Source organism: Peribacillus muralis, assembly GCF_001439925.1.
Lineage (GTDB): Bacteria > Bacillota > Bacilli > Bacillales > DSM-1321 > Peribacillus > Peribacillus muralis.
Map to the genome: position 1 here is coordinate 21,589 of NZ_LMBV01000025.1, position 25,724 is coordinate 47,312.

General features: G+C 35.5%; 21 protein-coding genes, 1 pseudogene and 1 other annotated feature. Of the genes and pseudogenes, 5 read left to right on the forward strand and 17 right to left on the reverse strand.

Annotated features, from left to right (window positions below; all coding sequences use genetic code 11):
- Positions 1-64: 64 nt before the first annotated feature.
- Entirely contained in the window at positions 65-364 is a 300-nt protein-coding gene (locus ASU00_RS20430; protein ID WP_057915306.1) for a DUF2642 domain-containing protein, read from the reverse strand.
- A 320-nt stretch (positions 365-684) separates the two neighbouring features.
- Positions 685-1,317 carry a LysE family translocator gene (locus ASU00_RS20435; RefSeq protein ID WP_057915307.1) on the reverse strand — a complete coding sequence of 211 codons (633 nt, stop codon included), beginning with the start codon at positions 1,315-1,317 and terminating at the stop codon, positions 685-687.
- 531 nt (positions 1,318-1,848) lie between these two features.
- Between ASU00_RS20435 and ASU00_RS20440 the strand changes: the two genes are divergently transcribed.
- Positions 1,849-3,327: a spore germination protein gene (locus tag ASU00_RS20440; RefSeq protein ID WP_057915308.1), complete on the forward strand. Its 1,479-nt coding sequence runs from the start codon at positions 1,849-1,851 to the stop codon at positions 3,325-3,327.
- A 182-nt stretch (positions 3,328-3,509) separates the two neighbouring features.
- On the opposite strand, the pseudogene hxlB reads toward ASU00_RS20440, so the two are convergent.
- Together hxlB and ASU00_RS20450 are read right to left on the reverse strand one after the other, a co-directional pair.
- Positions 3,510-3,877 (reverse strand): annotated as a pseudogene (gene hxlB, locus ASU00_RS20445) (6-phospho-3-hexuloisomerase); the annotation flags it as partial.
- A 32-nt stretch (positions 3,878-3,909) separates the two neighbouring features.
- On the reverse strand, positions 3,910-5,166 hold the full coding sequence (locus ASU00_RS20450) for an alkaline phosphatase (RefSeq protein ID WP_057915309.1): 1,257 nt from the start codon (positions 5,164-5,166) through the stop codon (positions 3,910-3,912).
- 235 nt (positions 5,167-5,401) lie between these two features.
- Here ASU00_RS20450 and ASU00_RS20455 point away from each other — a divergent pair, with 235 nt between their 5' ends.
- Complete coding sequence (locus ASU00_RS20455; protein ID WP_057915310.1) at positions 5,402-6,010, forward strand: sugar O-acetyltransferase; 609 nt, start codon at positions 5,402-5,404, stop codon at positions 6,008-6,010.
- A 227-nt stretch (positions 6,011-6,237) separates the two neighbouring features.
- On the opposite strand, the gene lysS is transcribed toward ASU00_RS20455, so the two are convergent.
- The 13 genes from lysS to ASU00_RS20520 form a co-directional block, all read right to left on the reverse strand.
- Positions 6,238-7,698: a lysine--tRNA ligase gene (gene lysS, locus ASU00_RS20460; RefSeq protein ID WP_057915311.1), complete on the reverse strand. Its 1,461-nt coding sequence runs from the start codon at positions 7,696-7,698 to the stop codon at positions 6,238-6,240.
- A gap of 98 nt (positions 7,699-7,796) precedes the next feature.
- Positions 7,797-8,063 (reverse strand) — a binding site (T-box leader).
- Positions 8,064-8,620: 557 nt separating this feature from the next.
- A complete protein-coding gene (locus ASU00_RS20465) occupies positions 8,621-8,893 on the reverse strand; it encodes an antibiotic biosynthesis monooxygenase family protein (RefSeq protein ID WP_057915312.1) in 273 nt (90 codons plus the stop codon).
- 77 nt (positions 8,894-8,970) lie between these two features.
- Positions 8,971-10,350, reverse strand: a complete 1,380-nt coding sequence (locus ASU00_RS20470; protein ID WP_201786317.1) for an MFS transporter — start codon at positions 10,348-10,350, stop codon at positions 8,971-8,973.
- Positions 10,351-10,431: 81 nt separating this feature from the next.
- Entirely contained in the window at positions 10,432-11,451 is a 1,020-nt protein-coding gene (locus tag ASU00_RS20475; protein WP_057915313.1) for a quercetin 2,3-dioxygenase, read from the reverse strand.
- Positions 11,452-11,543: 92 nt separating this feature from the next.
- Complete coding sequence (locus ASU00_RS20480) at positions 11,544-12,119, reverse strand: TetR/AcrR family transcriptional regulator (RefSeq protein WP_057915314.1); 576 nt, start codon at positions 12,117-12,119, stop codon at positions 11,544-11,546.
- A 454-nt stretch (positions 12,120-12,573) separates the two neighbouring features.
- Positions 12,574-12,792 (reverse strand): hypothetical protein, encoded by a 219-nt coding sequence (locus ASU00_RS20485; RefSeq protein WP_057915315.1) that lies wholly within the window; start codon positions 12,790-12,792, stop codon positions 12,574-12,576.
- Positions 12,793-12,956: 164 nt separating this feature from the next.
- Positions 12,957-14,240, reverse strand: a complete 1,284-nt coding sequence (locus ASU00_RS20490; RefSeq protein WP_057915316.1) for an SLC13 family permease — start codon at positions 14,238-14,240, stop codon at positions 12,957-12,959.
- A gap of 177 nt (positions 14,241-14,417) precedes the next feature.
- Positions 14,418-15,584: a sialidase family protein gene (locus tag ASU00_RS20495; RefSeq protein ID WP_057915317.1), complete on the reverse strand. Its 1,167-nt coding sequence runs from the start codon at positions 15,582-15,584 to the stop codon at positions 14,418-14,420.
- A gap of 30 nt (positions 15,585-15,614) precedes the next feature.
- Entirely contained in the window at positions 15,615-15,992 is a 378-nt protein-coding gene (locus tag ASU00_RS20500) for a YhcH/YjgK/YiaL family protein (RefSeq protein ID WP_082630530.1), read from the reverse strand.
- A gap of 49 nt (positions 15,993-16,041) precedes the next feature.
- Positions 16,042-17,070 carry a 4-hydroxythreonine-4-phosphate dehydrogenase PdxA gene (gene pdxA, locus ASU00_RS20505; RefSeq protein ID WP_057915318.1) on the reverse strand — a complete coding sequence of 343 codons (1,029 nt, stop codon included), beginning with the start codon at positions 17,068-17,070 and terminating at the stop codon, positions 16,042-16,044.
- Between the two features lie 13 nt (positions 17,071-17,083).
- Positions 17,084-17,983 carry a 4-hydroxy-tetrahydrodipicolinate synthase gene (gene dapA, locus ASU00_RS20510; protein ID WP_082630532.1) on the reverse strand — a complete coding sequence of 300 codons (900 nt, stop codon included), beginning with the start codon at positions 17,981-17,983 and terminating at the stop codon, positions 17,084-17,086.
- An 11-nt stretch (positions 17,984-17,994) separates the two neighbouring features.
- Positions 17,995-19,152: an iron-containing alcohol dehydrogenase gene (locus ASU00_RS20515; RefSeq protein WP_057915319.1), complete on the reverse strand. Its 1,158-nt coding sequence runs from the start codon at positions 19,150-19,152 to the stop codon at positions 17,995-17,997.
- Entirely contained in the window at positions 19,136-20,386 is a 1,251-nt protein-coding gene (locus tag ASU00_RS20520) for a four-carbon acid sugar kinase family protein (protein WP_057915320.1), read from the reverse strand. Before ASU00_RS20520 ends, ASU00_RS20515 begins: the two co-directional genes overlap by 17 nt.
- Before the next feature lie 171 nt (positions 20,387-20,557).
- Between ASU00_RS20520 and ASU00_RS20525 the strand changes: the two genes are divergently transcribed.
- The 3 genes from ASU00_RS20525 to ASU00_RS20535 all read left to right on the forward strand — a co-directional run bounded on the left by ASU00_RS20525 (position 20,558) and on the right by ASU00_RS20535 (position 25,474).
- Positions 20,558-22,345, forward strand: a complete 1,788-nt coding sequence (locus tag ASU00_RS20525; RefSeq protein ID WP_057915321.1) for a sigma-54-dependent transcriptional regulator — start codon at positions 20,558-20,560, stop codon at positions 22,343-22,345.
- Between the two features lie 287 nt (positions 22,346-22,632).
- Positions 22,633-22,794: a helix-turn-helix domain-containing protein gene (locus tag ASU00_RS25140; protein WP_201786318.1), complete on the forward strand. Its 162-nt coding sequence runs from the start codon at positions 22,633-22,635 to the stop codon at positions 22,792-22,794.
- Between the two features lie 937 nt (positions 22,795-23,731).
- Positions 23,732-25,474 carry an ABC transporter ATP-binding protein gene (locus ASU00_RS20535; protein ID WP_057915323.1) on the forward strand — a complete coding sequence of 581 codons (1,743 nt, stop codon included), beginning with the start codon at positions 23,732-23,734 and terminating at the stop codon, positions 25,472-25,474.
- The last annotated feature ends 250 nt before the right edge of the window (positions 25,475-25,724 follow it).

Consider the following 25,724-nt stretch of genomic DNA (forward strand, 5'->3'; position numbering starts at 1 on the left):
AAAAAATTGATGAACATCCCGACTAAACAGCAAGGACAAAATAAAAAAGCGTCCTTAGACGCGGTTAAGGCTTACCAGTGTAGTAGACAATATGTTGATAACGAATATGGTGATTTACATTTCCAACGGTGAGTTGAATGTGATCGATAGCAACTCCTGTTAATTTCCCTTCCAGTGTACCATTGGTTGTTACGACGTTAATTGTTTTTTCTAGATTCATTAGTAAATGATCTAAAAATACTGGTTCAGTTGGAATTGTATAAGTAGGGGATAAATTTTTCATCATCGCAGGAAAACCACTTGTATAAGCATACTGACCAGGTGGCAATGCTTCACGATAATTTTCATAAGGAAAACTTTGCATTATTCATTTCACTCCTTTTGTTTAACATATGTCAAATTTATTGGGATGCGACTTAGTCAACCATTTTAGAGAAACATTGCGAACACAAATAAAAAGCCCGATTTATTTCAGGGCTTTTTATTGTGCCAAAATTAAACAATCCTGCCCCGTTAGTTGCATAAGCAAAACCTGCCCAAAAATTAAATTGCATGCCTTTCAAAGTCTGTTACTTATTTTTTTCACAAAGTAACCATCATTACATACAGCCATCGTATTTAAACAAACGTTTTCTTTCGTGATAAAAACAAGAGTAACTAATACTAATAAAACTCTCCAAAGGTTTATTTTTTTTCATGAAAAGCTAAGTTTACAGCTAAAGCACCTAAAACAGATGCCATGAACCAGCGTTGAATTTTAACAAAAAAAGGTCTTTCTCCAACCCAAACCGCGACTTGCCCAGCAAATAATACAATTAGTGAATTTACAGCAAAGCTAACAAGTATTTGCACCGTTCCTAATTGAGCAGTTTGAACAAGCAGTGAACCACTATTAGGATCCATAAATTGAGGTAAAAGTGAAATATACAAGATTGCAATTTTTGGATTCAACAAATTTGTCATAAGGCCCATACCATATAGTTTTTTTGGTGACTCTACAGCTAAATGTTGTGGCTCCAGGATTGAACTTGCTCCTAGTTTTATTGCATTCCATGCTAACCACAACAAGTAGATAACACCTACCCATTTAATGATGTCATACATTACTGGAACTAATTCGAACAAGAAGGATAAGCCCAACATTGTAGCTACGATATAAATTATAAAACCAGTAATTACACCTAAAAGAGATATGATCCCTGCCTTTTTACCTTGCGAAATTGTCCTGGATATTAAATAAATCATATTAGGACCTGGTGAACAGACCATCCCTAAAGATACTAGCGCAAAAGCGCCTAGTGTTCCTAATCCAATCATTAAATCTCCCCCCTTTATATTCCATAAAAGTCTTAATTATTAGATTCTGAATAACTGGCGTTGTTACGAGTACTCCCCGGTGATGAAAGCGAATGAGAGTCACTTTATTATCCGCAGCTGCTTCTTTCGGTATCACAATATTCATGCAAGAACGAATCCTACGCATCCGCGGAGTACTGGCTCTGCGGATTAAATGGCCCCAATTGTTGAATAAAGAACAAACAGCACTCTTCAACTATCCTTTCCCCATTAGTTCCATAACAATAAGAACTGCCAAAGCAACTCTCTTATTGAAGTAAAGCACCTTAAGAAAAATTTCTTTCATTACATAATTGCTTACATACATTGAATATTTGGTACGCCCTCGCACGTACTAATGTGAAAAGGAGATATAACCTTTTTGCTTACCTATATAAGTTTATAGATATTTATCGTTTAATGATTGGGAAATAAAGTTTTTTTTCGAGACTAAAAAAAAAATACTTGTTGATATTATAAATACGGGGTGGGAATTATATACATTTATTTTAAATGATGAACATACTAAGGGTGGTTAGGATAATTAATAAGATACTTAAGAGTCTCCAAGAAAACACAAAACAGCTAAAGGAAAGTTTCAACAATGCAACTGATTTTAGAGTCAGGAAGTTAAAAATCGGTTCTAGTCGTTCGCGAATGGTACACCTTATTTATCTTGATGGAGCAGTAAATAAAGATAGCTTGCAGGAAAACGTAATTACACCCCTATTATATTCAACGAAAGTGCCCATAAATAAAAACTCTATCATAGAGGATGTTTCAGAGAATATTCTTAAAACAGCAGAAGTATTCGTTGTAAAAGAATATAAGGAATTAACCGATGCCATAGTAAACGGAGGAACCGTTATACTATTCGAAGGCATTGAATTAGGAATTATAGCTGGGACTACACAGTTTAAAGAAAGAAACATTGAACAAGCAACCAGTGAACGATCTGCAAAAGGGGCACGTGTTGGCCTCACCGAAAATCTTAATACTAACATTAGCTTATTGCGGGGAATGGTTAAGACACCAAGTTTTTGCGTCGAGTCTTTGAAAATAGGAACATTATCTGATACAGAGATTTCCATCCTCTACATAAAAAAAGTAGTTGATCAGAATGTATTAGCGGAGGTAAGAAAACGTATTGATAAAATTTCCGTTAACTATGTTCTGGAATCTATGACAATTAAAGAAGCTATTGAAGGTGAGACAGTTGCACTTTTCACAATGTATGAGGACTCAGAACGACCCGATGTTGTTATATCTTCATTATATGACGGAAAAGTTGTGGTACTTGTAGATGGGAATCCATACGCCATTATATTACCAGGTTTATTTATTTCGATATTTCAAGCACCTGATGAATACAATCAGAAATATGGCAGGCTAATGAATCGGTTATTAAGGTTTACAGGCTTTGTCCTAAGCATTTACTTACCTAGCATTTATGTGATACTTATAAATTTTTATGCAGACGGATATCCAGGTAAAGTAACAAAAACCCTTCTGAAAAATGATGAACTGCTTCCTTCATTTTGGACGATGTTAATACTTATTGGATTAATAACTATCTTAATTGACGTTATTTTCAGGGTTCCTCAAAGTGCAATCATACTTATCTCATTGTTTGCCACAATTGCGATCGGAGAAACAGCAGTCTCAGCTAAGATTATCCATCCTGTAAGTTTAATTGTCATAGCAATAACCTTTTTATCGGGTTTCCTGATTATTAACAAGCAGTTGGGGTCAGCGATAGCAACACTTCGCATTTTATTTTTAATTGTCGGAAATTACTTTGGCAGTACAGGAATGATTATAGTTACAACGCTATTAATTATCTATATGGCCAGTCTCCGTTCTGTAGGAGTCCCATTCCTGTCGCCACTCCTACCGTTTAAACTTGAAGAATTAAAAGATACGTTTTATAGAGGAAGATTAGAGAAATTAAACAACAGTAAACATGGCTTTCCAAACGATAACGAACGATAAATAATAAAAAGGAAAAAACCATCAAAGTGGAGATTACGGTTTAATTATTTGTAATTACATCCTTGTGGAACTAACCTGCCCGGTTAGTTCCACAAAAAAAAGCCGCCTTAAAGACAGCTCCGATCTTCAGCTACGCTTCCGTTAGTTTATAAAGAAAGTTTTCCTTTTCTGTATATTTTACTCTATTCGAGATTAGCATGTTTACCATACATTTTATTAGAATCCAAGCTCTTTCTCTCCATAATACGAAGGATTGAAGCGTCATAAAATAATAACATCGTTTGCTCGAATATAGATCCCATTGGTTGAATGGTCCTGTAATCGCCTTCAGATTGATCTTTCGTTACCCCCGGTAATTTAACAATAATATCTGCAACTCTCCAATGGATGATTCGGGAGCAATGGTAATAGCTGCGACTATACCTCCTAAGCTTTTAGCTTTTTCAGCAATGGCAACCAAGGTTTTGGTTTCTCCTGATCCTGAACCAATGATTAATAAATCATCCTTTTCTAAATTAGCTGTTACTGTTTCCCCAACTACATAGGCATCTTCAATAGTAGCTTCTGGCTATGCATATTTGATTATTTAAGTTTCATTGCTTTAACAAGAGCATCGTGGATATACGTATTCTCATAGACCCCTTTGAAAAGTTCAGATTTTGCACCCATTGCATTAAGTGGTACATCTGAAGCAGTATGTCCTTCCGTAGTCCAATCTACCATAAATTGTTCTTTAGAATTAGCAATGTTGAAAGGACCGTCTTCTTTAGAAACGCCATCACCAGACTCATCATTTTTATCGGTTGTTTCAAGTGAAAGGCCTCCGGTTGAGTGGTCAGCTGTAACAAGAACTAATGTATCTGGATGAGTTTTTGCATATTTTTTGGCTATCTTAACTGAATCATCTAATTGTTGTCCAGCTTTGATTGTGAGGGAAGCATTATTATTGTGAGCCATTTCATCAATTCCCTCTTCTTCCACTACAAGGAAGAAGCCTTTTTTATTTTGAGACAACGTATCAATTGCTTTTTTCGTCATGTCCCGTAAAGAAACAGTTGGGTTGTAGACATCCCCTTCACCGTCAGGAGCTGGCTGGAACATTTCTTCATTTGCAAATAAGCCTAGAACTTTTTGGCCTTTTGCATATTTTAGTTCATTAGCATTATCAACAAACGTATAACCTAATTTCTGAGCCTTATTGACCAAATTCCCCTTCGTTCCTTTACTACCTTCTTCTTTATCTTCAGATGGAGCATCAGGATAAGTGCCTGGACTTCCTGATGGATACCAATAATCCTCACCACCGCCTAAAATAACATCTACCTTACTATTTTCAAGATATTGTTTAGCAATATCACTTTGAGCACTTCGATTTGAAACATGAGCACCAAAGGCAGCAGGAGTTGCATCTGTCACTAGACTTGTGGTAACAAGGCCTGTCGCTTTTCCAGACAATTTTGCTTTCTCTAGAACGGTTTGAACTGGTTTCCCTTTCATGTTAACCCCAACGGCCCCATTATAGCTTTTTACACCTGATGCTATGGCTGTAGCTGCAGCTGCAGAATCCGTTACAAATGAGCTTCCAGAAGAAGTATGGACCCTTCCTTCCACTGGCATGTCATCCATAGCAAGCTTGCCATTTGTTCCAACCGTAGCAAGACGAATTGCATCACGGTGATCCGTTCCCATGCCATCGCCAACAAAGAGAATCACATTTTTAGCTTTCCCATTGCTTAAAGAGGTATCAGCCTTTGCATTTGATTGAGTAGTCGTACTGAAAGTTAATGCAGCCATAGCTGCAACAGATAAAACAGCAGTTCCTATTAAGCGTTTTTTCATTTTCTCCACCTCTTTATTTTTAAATTTCATATTGAACTATTAATCTAGCCTAAGCTTAGGTTTTATCTATTAAACTTAATTGAGAAAAATGTTAAGTATGCGTAAAGAAAATTTAAATATAACGTCTTTAAATAAATAGTTTCTCAAATGAATCACATTGCTTTTAGCATTTTAATGAGATGATATATGTTAAAATTATCCGATATTATTTATTAACCTAAAGGGGGATTTTACCATGAGTGAAAAAGATAAAATGTTAAACCAAGAATACTACATAAGTTGGGACAATGAGTTAACTGAAGAAAGAGAGAGAGCCAAGGATTTGTTATTTGAATTTAATCACATGAAGCCATCTCAACGCTACGAAAGAAACCAAATCATCCAAAAATTATTTCATTCCGTGGGAGAAAATGCCTGGATTGAATCACCGTTTAACTGTGATTATGGCTATAATATTACAGTTGGGGATAATTTCTATACGAACACAAACTGCACCATTCTAGATTGTGCCAAGGTTACTATTGGAAACAATGTGTGGATTGGTCCGAATGTTAGTTTGTATACACCAAATCATGCAATTGATGCAATTGAGCGTATAGCAGGGTATGAGCGTACTTTACCAATCAATATAAGTGATAATGTTTGGATAGGTGGTTCTGTTACAATTGTTCCAGGAGTGACTATTGGTGATAATTCAATTATTGGTGCTGGAAGTGTTGTGACGAAGAATATTCCTGCAAATGTTATTGCTGCTGGTGTACCATGTAAGGTTATCAGATCAATTACTGAAAAGGATAAAATCGGATTGACAACTAACAAACAGAGTAACAAAAATCCACAGTGAACTAAACAGAGTGCAATTTCAAGTTGGAAAATCCACTGCTCTTAATAATGAATAACATATACAAAACTAGTTAACATAAACGGATGCTATCGGCACTGAAAAAGGATCTCCAATTGAAAGAAGTTCATTAAGGAACTGTACCCTAAAAACTTTATTGTTCGATATTTAGGTGGTAACTGAGGTTACAGTCTACCACCTAAATATTGAACACTATATTGGGAGGGCCACTATAGTTTTTTAGTTAATGGAAATAAAACACAATCTTTAATTGTATCACTATCCGTTAGTACCATTAATAATCGTTCAATTCCAAATCCCCAACCAGAAATGGGAGGCATTCCATATTCCATAGCTATTAGATAATCTTCATCCATCTCCATAGCTTCTAAATCTCCATTACTTTTAAGATGGGCTTGAGCCTCCAGCCTTCTTCTTTGTTCAAGTGGGTCAACCAGCTCTGAATAGGCATTTATAATTTCCGCACCATTCACCACTAATTGGAACCGGTCTGTAAGAGCAGGGTTTTGATCATTGGCTCTAGCTAGTGGGGATAAATCAATAGGATGCTTGATTAAAAATGTCGGTTTAACTAGTTGTGGTCGACACATTTTCTTGTAAAGAAGATCAATAAAATTACCTCTCCCTAAAGATTCAATGTCAGAATGTTCTAAGTTGACATTTTTCCTCAACGTTTCTTGATATAAATCCTTAACATCAGGATAAAGGTCTATATCAATCCCTGTGTCTTTTAAGATTAAATCCCTGAAAGAGACAATGTCCCATTCTAGTGAAAAGTTTATCGTTTGACCCTGGATGGTAATAGTAGTTGTATTAAAGGTTTGATCCAGAACAAACAGAACCATATCACGCATTAATTTCATTGTATCCTCATAATTCCAGTATGCCGCATATCCTTCAACCATTGTAAATTCTTGAAGATGTTGAGGACTAATCCCCTCGTTCCTAAAACACTTTGCAAATTCAAATACTTTGGTAAAACCACCTACAATTAACCTTTTTAAATAGGTTTCCGGTGCAATACGTAAATTTAATTCAGTATCTAAAGAGTTATGATAGGTCCTAAAAGGTTTAGCTAAAGCACCCGAGGAAGTATGCTGTAAAACTGGTGTTTCTACTTCTAAAAATTCCTGGTCTTCAAAGAATCTGCGAATGGCACGTACCATTTTGGTTCTGGCTAGTAAACGGCTTTGAGTGTCTTTTGTCATCATTAAATCTAAATAACGTTGTCTATATCGAAGTTCAACGTTGCTTAAACCGTGCCATTTTTCTGGAAGAGTCCGCAACGCCTTCCCAAGAAACACATAGCTTTCGATACGAAGTGTTTTCTCATTCGTTTTAGTCGTATACATACGTCCTTCCACACCGATAAAATCTCCTATATCCAATAAATTATGAAATTGATTAAAAGGTTCCTCGCCAATCTCATCCTTTTTCAACAGAAGTTGTAAGCTTCCTTGTATGTTTGAAATAGTAATAAAACTTAATTTGCTGAAGTTTCTAAGACTCATTATTCTTCCGGCAACCCGGACTCCAGAAGTTCCGTCTTCAAGCTGAGAGGCTTCATAAAGTTCATAATTTATAGAAAACCTTTCAGGATATACTGGAATCCCCTGCGATTTTAAAGTCTCTAATTTCTCTATTCTAAAAGCTGTTTGTTCATTGATCATTCTTTTCGCTCCATTCTTTTAGTTTGTTTATAAGGATTTTTAAATTATGAATTTATATTTCTAAACAACAAAAAAACTCCCACCCCCAAGATATTCATCTTGAGGACGAGAGTTTATAGCTCCGCGGTACCACCTCAGTTTATTGATATGTCACCATATCAACCTCTTCAGGTACGGAATTTTTTAATAATTGATTATACCCTATCTCTTTAACGGGAGATCCCGTCGCAGTATCACTAAGAACGCCCTTAGATCCGTGCGAAGCTCCAAGCCTTTTTTCATTAAGATCATTATTACTCCTTCCCACCTACCGGAGCTCTCTGAAAATAATTAATCAAAATTACTCTTCTCTTCATAGCCGTATATTCTATATTAATTGAAAATATCTTAGCCTAAATAATTGGTTTAGTCAATTGCTATATATAGAGGATTAATTTACTTGTTCAACTAAACTGCCCCTTTAGTTCCATAAGACTTATTGTAGAGGTGACATATAATGTGTGTCACTTTGACCGATAATTTGCACATCAGCTATAAAAACCCAGCTACCTTCACATAGGAAGATTAGCTGGGTTACTTAATAATTTACATTCAATCATTTATATAGAATTATTCTGGTCTGTATAGTAAAAAAGCAACTGCTTATTGTTCAACAATCGCGCCCTTGAATGGAATAACTAAAATATGGCCTCAGTCTTAAATCTTCTTCAACGCACCCGTTAGCGCAATAAGAAAAAAGACTGCTTAATTGCAACAGTTTTACTCAAGCTCTCGTTACTTTAAGAACAATTCTTCACAAGCAACTACTAGCTGATTTAGGTGAATTTAATAAGTGGATGCGCAAATGCAACCACTTTTAAACTCAAGTTACCTTTTAGCGACCAAGGACTGAGCGTTTCCTTTTTCGGTTGAATTGAACAATTCAATCACTCCCTTTAAAAGAATACTCTCTTACTACTTTACAAATCTGCACGTTGTATTTACTGTACCACGTTTCTTGTCCTTTTTGTTGTGCTACTTGATGATTCGTGTTCTCTTTCCACTTTTGAATCGCTTCTAAGGATTCCCAATAAGATACTGTAATACCATGCCCTTCGTGATCTCTTGCGCTCTCAACGCTATTAAATCCAGGTTGTAATCTTGCTAATTCTACCATCTTGTCTGTCATACTTGCATATCCTATAGATGAAGGGATTTACCTCTACTTAAAATTGTGGACGTAAAACATGTCCTGCTCATCCTTATTTCAATATTATTATCAATCCTGCTTTATTAATGGCCTTTTATAGTTTCTTTTCGAAAGTTACTCATATAAATAAAGGAAACAATCATAATTAAAATAGCCAGAACGGCGTAGATATTGCTGTAGTTTAAACTATTGTGATTTAACAGAAATGGATTAAGTTGAAGACTTGCACTTTTAACTTCTAATGCTTTACTTATTAGTGTAGTAGCTGTAGCCCCTGCGATAAAGTTCATCATCATAAAAATGCCCATCCCTACCCCTGCTTGTTCTTTTGGTAGCGAACGTGACACAGTATTCCCTAACGCAATTTGAATAAATGTTTGACCAACATAAGCAAAAATTAGCACAATCATAATGAAATATGGAGAGGAACCTGCAATAAATGACAAAATTCCATATCCTAAAAAGAAACATAATAATGCTGTGTATGCTACAAATCCATTTCCTTTTTGATCCGCAAGCTTCCCACCTTTTCTTCCTAGGATAGCTGCAAGAACCGCCCCAGGAAACATTACAAGTCCACTTAGCAATGGAGACAGCCCATTAACTCCTTGAAGTAAAAGAGGTGTAAGGTACGGTATACCAAATCCAATCCCAGAACTTAGAGCTGAGACTAGTAGCCCTGCGGAGAATGTTCTATTTTCAAATAACTTCCCTTGTATGAAAGGATTTTGAGCTACTCGAATTCTCCATAAAAATAAAACAAAGAAAACAATTCCGATAAAAGCAAGTAATAAAGCCCCTTGCGTAATAGCTAAAAGAAGCAAAGCAAGCGTTCCGGCAAGTAAAAAGGCTCCAATCAAATCTGTTTTATTTTTCACCTTTTCTTCCTCATTATCTAGAAAAATTCTAAAGAACGGAAGCGTCAGGAGAATAAGAAGCGAAATGACAAAGAGATAGCGCCAACTTATAAAGTTTGTCACAAGTCCCGCAACAATGGGACCAACTGCTGTTCCAAAGGCTGTCGCTGAGGATGTAATCCCTAGCGCTCTTCCTCGTGTTTCAGGTGTAAAATACCGAGTTGGGATGATCATGGAGGTAGCCGGCATGATAGAAGCTCCCATCGCTTGTATGATTCGCCCTGCTAAAACAAACCAAAAGTTTGCTGCCAAAAAACCTATTAAAGATCCAAATGCAAAAATGAGCAAGCCAACTGTTAATAAGTTTTTCAACGTGTATTTATCAGCGAGCTTTCCAAACATGACAGATCCAATGGCATACACAATAATATATCCTGTCACAATCCATCCTGCCTGTGATGTTTGCAGATGAAATTCATTTGTAATAGTAGGAAGTGCAATGTTAAACATGGTCGAGTTCATGACTGAAATCACCATTGCAAATGCTAAAATCAAGATAAGTTTCCCTTTTCTTTTTTCATTCATATCTATCAGATCTTTTTTCATTTTTCCCCTTCTCTCTAATCTGGAATAAAGGTTGATTTTACAAGGTTAGAGAACAGTTTTTTCTCTAACCTCATCATCTTTTTATCCTTTATTTTGATTTGCCATCTTTAAATCGAGGTTATCAATATTTGCAATTACTCGATCAAAACGTAGTGGCTGAGGATCAGCTGGGAAAATATGATGCTCATATTGATCTCCCAAAGTACGGAAGAATGGTTCAAATAGACCTGAAACAAGTACTCCTACCATCTTAGTATATGGAGAATCTAGACGATATGAATGAACGGTGTGAGCCGGAACGTGAAGGAAATCCCCTGGGTTAAGCTTAATTTCCTCTCCATTTGCCCACATTGTCATTTGACCTTCTAGGCAGTAAAAAGTTTCTGTATGGTGCTCATGATAGTGATCAACAATCCGATCACCTTTTGGACCTTCAGATGAAACAACGATAAATTGTCCATCGGTATTTGTCTGAGCTGCCACAATTCGGTGAAGCTGGTCACCTGTTAATAGGCGATCTCCTTCCCCAGACTCAAGGACATACGGAACAACTTCATCAGGACGTTTTGAGTTTGTCACAAGTTTTACTTCAGTTTCTAAGTTTTCCTCATTTGATACAAACTCAATATCAGAAACTGCTGCAGCTTGTAAGAAACGTTCGTAAGACAATTCATCTGCAACTGGAGGATGCTCAACATGCTGATAAGGTTTACCAATTTCCGCATAAAAGTTCGCAACTTTCCCTTTCATTGTATACGAAACAAAACGAGTGCGATGACTCTGCATTTTATAGCCATGGGTCGTGCCTGCTGGAATTTGAGCGTAGTCACCCGATACTAGAAGATGCTTTTCTCCATTAAGGATAAGTTCTACTTTTCCGTCTAAAACTAAAATGCCTTCATGAGTTTCTTTATGAAGATGAAGAGGGAAAGAATCTCCTTTTCCACCTGAAAATAAGACAATTTCAAACATATCCCCTGTACTTTTTCCATTTGCCATAATTGTCGCTACTTGACGTCCAAAGAGATAGCGAGGACCTTCCCCATTTCGTATTAAATATGGCAATTTTTCTTCTGGTAATTTATTAACTATTGATGTCATTTAATTCCCTCCTATAAATATAGACCGTTCTACATAATTATTGGACCGACCGGTCTATAGTTTTTGATTATAAAATAAAGAGTAACAAAATGCTACCCTTTTTTTTGTACAATAACTGGAATTTGCTTTGAAATAAGTAAAAGTGGCTGTTTATCTTTATGAGCCAGCGAGAACATAATTCCGCCTTCAATCATTGAGTTAATGGTGATCCCAAGCTGTTCTGCTTCTTCATGTTCAAATCCATGTTGGATTAACTTTTTTGCAAACACATTTGCCCAACTCTTAAAAACTTTAACACATGTACATCGTAAAGGCTCACTGATCAAAGCTGTTTCACTCGCTAACAAGCCAACTGGAATTCCCTCAACATTTTCTGGATCATTAAACTGGCTGGCTGTTACACCAATAAAATGTTGGATGGCTTCAACAGGATCTAAGATTTGGGCCATACTTTCTTTGATTTGTTCTTCAATAGATCTTCCTGTATATTTTACAGCTTCAATGGCTAGCTCTTCTTTTCCATTTGGAAAGTGATAATAAACAGAGCCCCGAGGTGATCTGCTCTCTTTTATTATTTGATTCAAACCTGTTGCGTGATACCCTTGAAGTTGGAAGAGATATGCAGCAGTTTGAATAATTCTTTCTCTTGTATCACCTTTAACTTTCATTAAATTTCCTCCTACTAATTATGAAGACCAATCGGTTTAAGTATAGAAAATGGTAGTTAAAAAGTCAAAACTCGCTCATATTCCCAGCCTCTTTTGTTTTATCCTCAAGAGGAAGACTACAAAAAACATTTTTTATTAGAATGTTTTTCAGTTTTTTAATATATTCTTATTCACTATCCTGCCCCTTTAGTTCCATAAGAAGAAGCTGCCTTAAAGACAGCTCCGATCTTCAGCTAACGCACCCGTAAGTTCATTAAGAAAAGCGATTCTTATTAAAGAATCGCGCCCATTGAGGATTGAAAGCTGTTTAAGGGTTCCCCACTTATTGAAACATTAACACTTCATAGGTGGCTAATGGAGAAGCTTAAAGAGAGGGGCAGCTGGATGTTTCTAGCGATGATTTAGCGGTTGTGTTAGATCGACCTTTATCACCATTAACTTCCGTGTTACTCGATTACTTTTTTGTACCAATAAAATGAATCCTTAGCCAATCTCCTCCGAAAATATAAATAATGCATGGACCGGAATCACTTTGTTCTGCAATCTGATAAATATCAAGTTTCAAGCTATATTCCTTGCCATTATTCAATATCACTTTAGCGTAAGTCACATCTTCAAAACGTGGAGAAATCTCTGATGGGCAAAGTGGTTTTACTTTTGGTGGAACATACATATTTTAATCCCCTCATATGATCAACGAAAAAGAAAACACACCCAGACGACAAGAATTACCTGACTGACTGAGTGTGCTTTGCTATTATTGGATTTTGTTTGAAACTTATGTATTGATTTCTCCATATCGTCCCACTTAATCCAATTGCTCCTTCTATCACTTTATCAGCTTACAGGGAACATAATCATAGCACCTACACATAGTGCAAAAATACGGATCAGGTACATAGGTACTGTGAACAACCAGAACTCTGGAAGCTTATATTTACCCATGCCTAAAATCATAGCAGGCATACCATCGACTGGCATGTACCCTCCGTTCCATCCAGATATTACAACTGCAGTTGCGGCAGCAGCTGGATTAAGTCCCAAACTAACGCTGGTTGCAATAGCGATTGGCGCAAAGATGTATACAGCACCCATATTTGAACCAGTAAAAGTAGCACAGGTACTAGTTAGAAGTGCGAAGATGAAGATAAGAATGAATGGATTGATATTAGTACCCATTGTATTCGCCACAACCTCTCCGATCATAGCTGTAAATCCAGAGTTAGCCAGAGCGTCAGCAACGCCGATAACACCAGCCATCATAAGGATTACAGGTGCACCCATATTATCACGAACTTCCTTGAAGTCAAGTACGTTGATTATTAGTAAGAATGCTCCTGTAAGGCCAGGGATTACATAGGAAGCATTGCCCAACACGTTCATAAGCATCATACCAACAACACTGACGGTAAATGCAGCGATGGTACAGTATTCTTTCCATGCAGGCATAGCCTCAACCTCAGTCGTAACCGCCACCTCATCCTCTACAGAAGCTTCCGTAATTGGATGATCAGGTAGAAGACGATAAGCAACCAAACTCCATAACAAGAAACCAAGAGCCAGGATGAAATTCACTACAGCAAATTTCGTCATAGAAAGCCCGTCGTTATAACCTGCCGTTTCCAGTACGCTGATAGTGACACCATAGAAGAGTGCTACATTGAAAGGAATCAAAGGGTGGTTAGTAGCAAACCCCAAAGGCATCATCAGTTTGGACGTAGGCATTTTTTTATTGTAAGGGATAGTAGATATCAAGGATAGAATCAATACATAGTAACCAGTGGAACCGGAACCTGGTAAACTGGCACCAAGCATAACTACCACGAGCAAAAGAGCATAGCTCTTATAACCGCCCCTATTTACCAATGCGAGCATAGAGGACTGAACCTTACCAATCAAGCTAGTCTTCATTAGTCCCGCCATAACAACCATAAAGCCAGCGATCATGATAACGCTTGGGTTCACGAAGCCTGCAAAAGCCTCCTGAACAGTGGACAGACCGGTGACTACTAGCAGAAGGCAGGCCATGATTGGAGGTGCGCCGAAGGCAAATTTGTCTGACATGATCATTACAATCATCAGGACCAAGATACCAAGTGCAAGAATCATGTGCATTGTCATTTTTGTTTCCCCTCTCTCTTTCATAAACAAGTTAACTGGATATTTTGTTAACTTGGTTTTAGCCCAAAGCAGTCAGGTGATAACACTTTGAATCATATTGTAGACTGTCAAGGTCTCTTTCTAAAGCCCGTTTTCATGAATGAGACTATCAAATATAATTATGTGATAACTTAATATCTAACTTATTTCTCCAGATGTAGGATTGTAAACCCTTTCATTTTCGCGTTTTTCACCATATATATCTTCAACTGAAAAACTGTTATATTTTACACATATTCTATTCTTATATGCGTATACTAAATGTATATGTCCTTCCGCATCTTGATAAATAGTAGGATATTCAAATTGTGAATTATTCGTTTTATTCTCTGCACCAATGAAACCTTCTGCCTGTTCAATAATTCGACCGATTGGCCAAGTATTTCCGCCATCTTCAGACACTGAAACCACTACCGGGTTTCTTAATCCAGGCCATGCTACTTTACCCTTTTCAGGATTATTAGCAGATGATGCATTATATGCAATAGCAATTGCAACGTTATCCAGTTTGATTGCACTTATACTTGCATTATTATTTGGTAAGATTGTTGGCTCAGGCACTGTCCATGAATCTCCATAATCCGTTGACTCACTTCTATAAATATAATCCGCAAATCTACTTCTCATAAATGCCACTAAATGTCCATCTTCTAATTCTATAACATTGGCATGTACTCGTCCGTTACTTTCAGGCATGCCTACTTCTTTCCATGTTAGTCCTTGATCATCTGATACTTGAAATACTGTAGGATCGTTTGTAAGACCTAATTCTGAATCTTCACATACCCACGTGCTAAATATCCATCTTCCATTACTTAATATTTGAATAGTTTGTCGAGCAAATGTACCAGGTTGGCTAAATAATACTTCTGGTTCAGTCCAATTTTCACCATTGTCGTATGTTTTCTGATATTTAATAATTGACGTAAACTGCATATTATCTTTATCTGGTCGTCGACCTTCCTGAGAAGTATATATTAACCATACTGATTTATCAGGTGCGTGGAAAAATGATGGGTTTTGCTCACTACGCGTATCATCCTGCGAGACAATTTTCGGTTCATTCCACTCTTGAGATTCATGATTGAATTTTGATAATACAATTGAAATATCGGGACTGCCTTCAAATGAACCTGCAAACCATGCACATAATAAATCTCCATCGTCTAACTTAATAATAGTTGGTGCATGTGCGGTTGAAAAAGGACCAGATGGAATTAAAGAAAAATCAATATTTGTATAATCATCATGATATAATTTACCGTTTGGAATTGACTCGTGAATTACTAATGAATTATTACTCATACTAATCACCTTATCTTTCTAATTAAATTTCTATCTTATTACCGCTTTATTTATATATTCTGACGCTTTATGTCCATCGTGAGGCAGACAAATATAGGCCATACCTTTATTGATTTTCATGATTGCTTTCGAACTGCCGTTTAATTGAACCACATCCTTTTCCGCATTATCTTCAACATCAACTACTAATTGATTAATTGGTGCCCATGCTACATATTCTGATCCGTCCAAAACAATTTGAATATCAATATATCTTTTATGTGCTTCAAATGTTCCTTCATCTATATGATTCGTAGTTCCTTCCTGAAAGAACAAATAACCACCATCAAAATCAAATCGCTTATTATAATCTATTTCGACTTCGTTTAATTTAAACCGTTGGCGAATTTTGGATTCAATGATATATATTCATCTAAATATTCTATTAAATCAAATATCACACTATTCACTTCGTTTCTTAATTAACATTATTCGCCAGCTTTACTGCATAATCAATTGCATTTTCAAGACTAAGTTCACTCGCAGTCATACTACCTGCTTGATCGAATGCTGTTCCATGATCAACTGAGGTTCGGATAATCGGTAATCCCAATGTAATATTAACTCCAGAAACCTCTTTCCATTTATTTTGTTTTTTATCATATACAAACCCTAATAGTTTTAATGGGATATGTCCTTGGTCATGGTACATCGCCACAACGATATCATATATTCCACCACGAGCTTTTGAGAAAACTGTATCTGCAGGTTCAGGTCCGTATACATTAATCCCTTCACTTTTAGCTGCTTCAATAGCAGGGAAGATCTCATCAATTTCTTCAGTACCAAACAATCCATTTTCTCCACAATGTGGATTTAATCCCGCCACAGCAATCCTTGGATTATCGATACCCAAGTTTACACAAGCTTGATGAGCAATTTTTATGACATCTAATACTCTCTCTCTTTTAACTAAATCGCAGGCTTCTCTTAAAGAAACATGCGTTGAAACGTGAACCACTCTTAAATCACCATCAGCTAACATCATGGAAAATTTATAAGTATTTGTAAGCTGTCCATAAATTTCAGTATGACCCGCAAAGTGATGTCCTGCTAAGTTTAACGCTTCTTTATTTAATGGATTCGTAACGGTTGCATCTACTTTCCCCTCAAGTGCTAATCCAATGACTTTTTCAACATAGAGATATGCCGCATTTCCGGCATCTTTAGACACTTCACCAATCTGTAATTCATTTGCATCTACAGAAGCTAAGTCAATTACATCCATTGTTCCCCATTCATACAACCCATCTTCCGGTGTAGTAATCGCATTTACTTTAATATTAACCTCTGGGAATTTCTCTAAATAGCTCTCTACAATACTTTTATCTCCAATAAGTAAGGGGTTACATTTTTCGTATAAGCTTTTCTTTTGAAAAGCTTTGATTGAGATTTCAGGTCCGATACCTGCAGGATCACCCATTGTTATTCCTATATTTTTTTTCATAATGTCCTCCTAATTACTTCATCCCTGCTTCAATATTTTCATTTAATACTGATTTTAATGCTGTAACTCCTTCATCAGACACTTGATTGAATGGTGCACGGCACTTCCCAATCGGATAGCCTAGTAGTTCAACAGCAGTTTTTACCACAGTATTTGGATTCGCAAATTTAAAACAATCTCTAAAACTTCTGATAGAATCTTGATATTTACGAGCTTCTTCAATATTATCATTTACAAATTGTTCGTATATTTGTGCCATAGTAAACGGATAAACATTAGAACATCCTGCAATACCGCCTGTTCCCCCAGCAAGTAACGTCCATAATATTAATGAATCATTACCTGATAGCACAGAAAAATCTTCTCTATTTCTTGTTCTTTCAATATATTGAAGAATATTATCAAAGTTTCCACTACTATCTTTGACACCAACAATATTGTCAATGTGACTTAGTTTTTCAACAGTCGCAGGTTGAATGGTATTACCGGTTCTAGCAGGAATATTGTATAAAACAATTGGCACATCAACCGCTTCAGCAACTGTTTTAAAATGATTATAAATCTCTTCTTGAGTTGCTGCTGCAAAATATGGTGTAATGATTGATAGGTAGTCTACACCAACACGCTTTGCTTCTAGAGACAAGCGAATTGTATCTTGTGTTCCAACTAATCCTGTTGATGCATATACTGGAACCCTCCCCGCTACTGTATCAACTACTGTTTCCATGACATGCACTTTTTCTTCTTCACTTAAAATATACCCTTCTCCATTAGTACCAAATGTAAAAATACCATGGACACCATTCTCAATGACTCTATTCACTTGATTTACGAGTTCTTCATAGTTAACTTCTTCATTGTCATACATTGGTGTAACAATTGGTGTGATAATTCCTTGTAATTTGTTTTGCACACTAATCACTCCTACATAATTTCTAGATAAATTTTACGAGCATCTTCTCGTGTTACTTCTCTCATATTATTCACAAGTAATCTTTGAACTTCCATTCCAGCCTCGACTAATTCTTCTAGATCTTCCTCAGGCACATTAAAAGTTTTTAAGCTAGTTGGAATTTCAAGTGTTTCCACAATGTTTTCTAATAAATCAATGATATATTTTGATTTTTCATTTACATTTAATTCTTCATTTGTTTCTTTTACAACTCTATCGTATGCTTTAGCTAAGAGGTCTTTAATAACTGGCTCATTAAACTTCATAACTGGTGTTAGTAGAATTGCATTAGAAACACCATGAGCAATGTGATATTTTCCACCTAAAGGATAAGACAATGCATGAACAGCTGTAGTCCCTGAGGATGTAATCGCTACCCCACCATAGAAAGAACCTAATAACATATTACTCTTAGCTTCAAGTGCATCTGGATTTGTGCAAGCTTCAATAATGTTATTGATAATTAAATCTAATGCCTCTAGTGCAAATGTATCACTGATTGGGTTAGCTTTTTTTGAAGTAAAACATTCTATAGCATGTGCTATAGCATCAATACCTGTTGCTGCAGCAATAGGTTTAGGTAAATTTTTTATCATATTGCTATCTAAAATAACATGGTCAGCAATTAATTCACCATTTACAATACCAACTTTTAAATTTTTTTCAGGTACACCTACAATGCTATTGGGAGTTGCTTCAGATCCTGTACCAGCTGTGGTAGGAATCATTAATGTTGTCACTTGTTTTTTAGCTAATAACGGATCCTCTAGTAAATCTTTTACAGTATAATCATCAGTAGATAACACAGATGCTAATTTAGCTATATCCATAACACTTCCGCCACCAACTCCAATTATAAAATCAGAGTTCAATGCTTTAAAATTATCAATAACCTCTTGAGCTTCTGTATAAGATGGCTCTGTTGGTATATCAGATAAGATTTCATACTCGATATTATTCTTTTCTATAATACTTATGACATCGTCTAGCAATCCAATTTTAAGTATGTTTTCACCTGTAAATATCGCGATTTTTGTAACACCGTCTTTGATAATTGTATTTAGGTTTTTCATGGCATCTGAACCTGCAAACACATTTGTTGGCATTTTTAAATTATATAGATTTAACATAATATACATCTCCTTCGTCACTAATCAATTCATTTAATTTAATAAATAGATCTTCATTACCAAATCCCCCAGATTTAGTAATGACATAATGTTTTTCATCCTTAAAATCAATACTTCCAAGAACAATTCCGGGGAATAATTCTTTCAGAGGTTTAATTTCGGTAATCCCTAAAACTCTCATCGATTGATATAATGTATCTCCACCTGTAAATAATAAAGTTCTTTTAATACCATTTGACATAAGATTCTTTACTAAGTATCCGAGTGACTGTCCTATCCTAAATCTTGCTTCATTTCTTTGATCAGATAGTTGATTTACTTTATCTGTCGATACATTCCCGAATGTTTCAAACATTAAAGGTTGTTCAATTTTTAAATATTGCTTTATATTTTCTTGCCCTTTTACTGTATCCCAATATTGTTTATCCCAAAGTTGCTCCATCATTAAAGATATTCTTTCAAATCCATTCACTTCCGCAAATACAATTTGTTTTTTTGTTACTGGATTAACACTTCCACTTACAATCAATAATGGAAGTTTAATATCGTTTTGAGTTGTATCCCTTTTTTTATAGATTATATTTGCTAATGCTTTAGCAAACCCCGCACACCCCACCGTTATATTTAATGCATCATTCATTAATAGCTCATTCCCTTGAGATAACATCTCCTCATCAGAGTGACTTTCTATTAACAAAATTCTTTCTTCTTTTGGAGGAATTTCATATTTTTTTGTAATATAAGTTTTTAAATCTGTTTCTTTAAGTAGAAGAGATGGGATATGGCTTTCAATTACTGGTTCGTACGGATCTTGTCCAAAAACACTTTCACTTACTGGAATTGAATCTATATGTAATATTCCTTCGCAACTAAAGCGATTCTGTTCTGGATACGCCGGAATAAAAGGAATTGATACATCTTCGAAAACATCACTCAAAGCTCTTAACTCAGAAGCAACATTTCCTCTTAATGCTGAATCAACTTTTTTAAATATATATTGAATATTTTCTTCTTTAGCTTTTAAGGCTATCTTCTTAATCACTTCATATGCTTTACATTTATTCAAATATCTTGTTTCAGTATTGAAGACAAGTACTTCTATTTGATCTGTAGTTTCACCAAATTCAAACTCTAAATCAGAGGTCACTACTGTATTAACACCGTAATTAGAAAACTGTACTCCAGTATCAAGTGCTCCCGTAAAATCGTCAGCCATTATAAATACCCTTATCATCTGTTCACCACCTTGGTACTTTATAATTTAATTATGGGCTTATACACTACCTAAAAAAATATGATAATTATTATTATCGTTACATTTTGAAACTTTTCTATTGAAAACGTTACCATAATTCAAGGATTAGCGTTAAACTGTTTAAATAAGAAACATATAAGGAGAATATATATGCAAAATATAACAAAAATCCTTGGTATAGCACCTTACGAAGAGTTAAGAAAATCAATGGAAAATGTAGGATCTACTTTCTCTAACATTTTGCTAAATACGTATACTGGTGATTTACAAGAAGGAAAAAATCTAGCCCTGGAGGTGATTCATAATAATTACGATATTGTAATATCAAGAGGAGGTACAGCTGACTTAATTAGGAAGAATATATCTATACCAGTTATAGATGTTTCAATATCTGTATATGATATTTTAGGAGCAATCAAACTAGCAAATAACTATATTTCTAAATTTGCTATTGTAGGTTATTCAAGTATTACTGAAACTGCACATTTAATTTGTGACATATTGGACTATTCTGTGGAAATATATACTATAGATGATTCAAGTGATAATTTAGGTCTACTAAAATCACTGGGGAGAAAAGGGATTAAATTAGTTCTTTGTGATGCAATAACTAATAAACTAGCACTCGAAATTTCTTTAAATACTATCCTTATTACATCAGGAAGTGAAAGTATTAAACGTGCATACGAACAAGCAATAGAGTTAAATATGCATCTTCAAAAATTAAAATTACAAAATAACTTACTTACAGAAGCTATTGAAAATTTTAAAACTGACTGCTTAATTTTATCCAGACAGTTTGAATTGATTTATTCAAGTTTAGATACAGAAATTAATGTCTCAATCTATAATTATTTACTTAATAAAAAAGATACTACTCCATTTAATGAATCACATACTTTTTATCATTCAGTAAACAACACTCTATATAACTTAAAAGTAAATATTTCAAATAAGACAAATGATATTTTTTATATTGTAACTGTTCAAAAATCTTTAACACCTATCATGAATTCTAAATTCGGTGTTACATATGAAGATAAGTCAGAAGTGGAACAAAAATTAAATAATAACTTATATAAAAATCCTATTATCACAAATGATATTAACGATAAAATTAAACAAATCAATTCAAATAATTCTCCAATTATATTACTAGGAGAAAGAGGTACAGGAAAAGATATCGTCTCTCAGAGCGTATTCACCAGTCAAAATAATAACAATAATACAATGGTAACGATTAATTCTAACTTACTAAATGATACAATGTGGAAACACCTTTTAAACACAAGTAACGGCCCTTTACTTGAAGTTGGTAATACAATACAGTTTAATCACTTTGATAAAATTTCAAATGAAAACTTCGAAAAGTTAATCACTATTATTGAATCTACTAACTTACACGTAAGTAATCGACTGATATTTATTTGCGAAAAAACATCTGAAGATATTACATCAGAATTCTATAAAGAATTACTGAATCGAATGAATTCTATAAGTTTTCTTCTACCTACATTAAGAGAAAGAAAAAATGAAATATCGGCTATATTAACGATGTTTTTAAATAAGGTAAATATTGAAAACAATACTGATATTATCGGGTACGAGCCCAATGCTCTGGCTACTCTTTCACAATATAATTGGCCAGGTAATTTCAAACAGTTAAAACAAGTTCTAACCGAATTAGTATGCTTATCTAAATCGCTATATATAACTAGTAATAATGTCAATTTTATTTTGGGCAAACAAAAAATTGTTGAAAATATATCTTATTCAGAAGCTGGAATGAATATTTCATTTAACAGTAGCAAAACATTACATGAATTTAATTTGGATTTGATCAAGCTAATACTTGATCAACATAATGGCAACCAAACTTTAACAGCCGAGCAGCTTGGTATCAGTCGAACAACGTTATGGAGATATTTAAATAAATAAAAAAGGCTCTTTGTCAATTGGTGTTGGTGACAAATTTATAATGACTGGTTTAAGTTATCCAGCTGCTTCTTGTTCAAACAAGAGTGACTGGATAATTTTTTGTTTATTTGATGAATAACGGTTAAAGGCTAAAAAAATTCTCGCTTGATTATTGCAGATGAATTGAGCCACTTATGAGGAGAAGAGAGCCATCTTTTGCGGGGTGGAGAGTCAATATAAAAAGAACACCTCTTGTATAATAAAGTTGCATGCAAATAAGCATGACACTAATATACAGGAGTTTTTTTATGGTTAATTGTCGTGAAATTCTGAGATATTATTTTGAAGGAGTCAGTCAGAGAACCATTAGTTCTAGCACTGGACATTCTAGGAATACAGTCTCCGATGTCGTTCATCGCGTCAAGAAGCTTGGTATTGAAAGCCTGAACGATACAATGACCAATCCATAGCTAGAAGCATTTCAACTTTCCAGAGAAACAAGCTACCTTCCAGATGATTTTTCTTTCATTGTATCCATTTTTTTTTAGAGTCCAAAACCGGGAATAGAATGCCCCATTACTAAATTTCCCAGAAAGTCTTGACCCTTATATTGGGAGTGATCACTAATTACAAATCCTTCCTCGTCAATTTTGTTATGGTATCGTTCTATTACGTATGTACCAATAGCTTTCGTATCATGATTAAAGTGAATTAACAATTATTTTGCAAGTTCTTGATGTTTGCTATCCCCCCGACTCCAACATCATATAAAGCTTGGTCGGTTATTATCTGCCTAATTCTCATATCAGAAAAGTATGAACCATAACTTCCCCATTTCATAAACCTGTGAAATTCATCGAGATAATTATTTAGTTGGACTGGCACATTATACATTTTTTATCATTCCTATTAGTTAAATTAATTTTAATAATAATATAAAACATTTCTGAGAATTTTAACAATTTCACTCCTTCTTATTCAACTAAACTGCCCCGTTAGTTCATTGAGAAAAGCGATCCTTATTCAAGAATCGCTCCCTTTTTTGGAATATAGATCACTATATTTTATTAATTATTCTCATCAAAAATAATATAACTAATATTATGGTTATTATCAAAATTGCAATGCTAAGGACACTAAATATCCTACTTTATATTACTGGTTAGCACATCTCTTTCTATAGCCGTTAAATTAATACATCGCGACCACCATCTTACTAAAATATACTGTTCACTCCAACATGAAATCGTTTACAATGGAAGTATCAACGAACAAGGAGGAAAATTCACATGAAAAACATGACGAATAAAACCGTACTAACATACAAGGGTGGAACCCGTTCTTAAATTGTAAACGGTGTACCCCCTTATATGTGATTATTTAAATAACACAAAAAAGGGGTAAATCATGCGTTTTCCAGTAAAACATTTTCTTTCATATTACAAACCGTATTTAACGGTGTTTCTGTCGGTAATGGCCTGTGCCTTTATTGTATCCACTTTGACTTTGGTGTTTCCGTTGCTCGTTCGGCATATTACGAAAGATGTACTGGAAGGGGATTTGTCCACTGCGCTAAGTGAGGTGTATTGGATTGGCGGCCTGATGCTTGTTTTAGTCGCTATCCAGAATGTAGGGAACTACTTTGTGGACTACAAAGGTCATGAAATTGGTGCTCTCATGGAAAGTGACTTGCGCAACGAGCTGTTCGCGCACATGCAAAAGCTTTCCTTTAGCTTTTATGATAAGGAAAAGACAGGTCAGCTCATGTCTCGAATCACACACGACCTGCTGCTGCTTTCTGAGTTGTACCATCACGGCCCGGAAGATTACGTTAAATATCTTGTCCGATTTATTGGAGCATTTTTCATTTTGTTCTTTATTAACGCACCATTAACGATCGCCGTGTTCTGTTTTTTACCATTGTTAGGTGTGTTTGCATTGTATTTTAATAAGATGCTGAACAATGCATTAACAAGAAACAAAGAGCGAATTGGGGATGTAAACGCACAGGTAGAGGATAGCTTATCGGGAATCCGGGTAGTAAAATCGTTTACCAACGAACACGTAGAGATCGAGAAGTTTAACCGAGAAAATAATCGTTTCCTGGAAAGCCGGAAGAAAACATACAAGGCAGAAGCACTCTTGTACAATAGTTTTGAAACGATTATCCAACTAATTACAATTACGGTGATCATCTTTGGAAGTGCCAATATTGTAAACAACTCGTTGGATTTAGCTGATTTAATTACTTTTTTACTGTATATCGGCTTTATGATTGAACCAATTCAAAAACTGACTCACATGAGCACACAATTTCAAGAAGGAATTACTGGTTTCCAGCGCTTTATGGAAATCATGAACCTGAAGCCTGCAATCGAAAACAAACAGGATGCCATAAACCTGACAGAAGTACATGGTGAAATTGAATTCAGGCAAGTTACCTTCCGTTACGAGGACCATTTGAACAATGTATTAGATAACGTGTCGCTTCGTGTACAACCTGGAGAATTTATCGCGTTAGTTGGGCCTTCTGGTGCAGGAAAAACGACATTAGGTTCGCTTATCCCTCGCTTTTATGATGTGACAGATGGGGAAGTGTTGCTAGATGGGATAAACGTCCGTGATATCGATCTACAGTCATTAAGAAAATCAATAGGTATTGTACAGCAAGATGTTTACCTTTTTGCGGGAACGGTGTTGGAAAATATCCGATACGGAAACAGATCAGCGCGCGATGAAGAAATTATCGCAGCAGCCAAGCACGCCAATGCCCATGACTTTATCATGAGCTTGCCAAACGGCTATCACTCCGAGATCGGACAGCGAGGTGTCCAACTGTCTGGCGGACAAAAGCAGCGACTGAGTATCGCTCGCGTATTCTTAAAGAATCCGCCAGTTCTCATATTAGATGAGGCAACGAGCGCATTAGATAACGAAAGTGAAAGCATCGTCAAGAAATCACTAGAATCATTAGCAAAAGGGCGTACAACCATAGTCATTGCCCATCGTCTTTCCACTATCCGCAATGCCGGGAGGATTATCGTATTAACGGAGGACGGTATTGTGGAACAAGGTACGCACGATGAGTTACTAGCATGTAACGAAGCATATGCAAAACTATATTCTAAGCAGTTTGAATTACCAGTATAAGCTCTTTATTCAAGAATGGGCTCTCTCCTTAATGAAAAGGGAGAGCCCATTTTACCTTTTCAACAACAAATCAATATGTACTCTTCAACTCCCTCAGTTTGATGCAAATATCTCTCGAATACTCACTTATTCGCAGGATTTCATCACCCTTGATTGTGAGGTCAAAGTTAAGTGGAGTGAGTTCAGGACATGAGGATTTCGTGAAGGCATAGTGAAATAAAGGAGTTGTACATCACTCCACATTTTACCA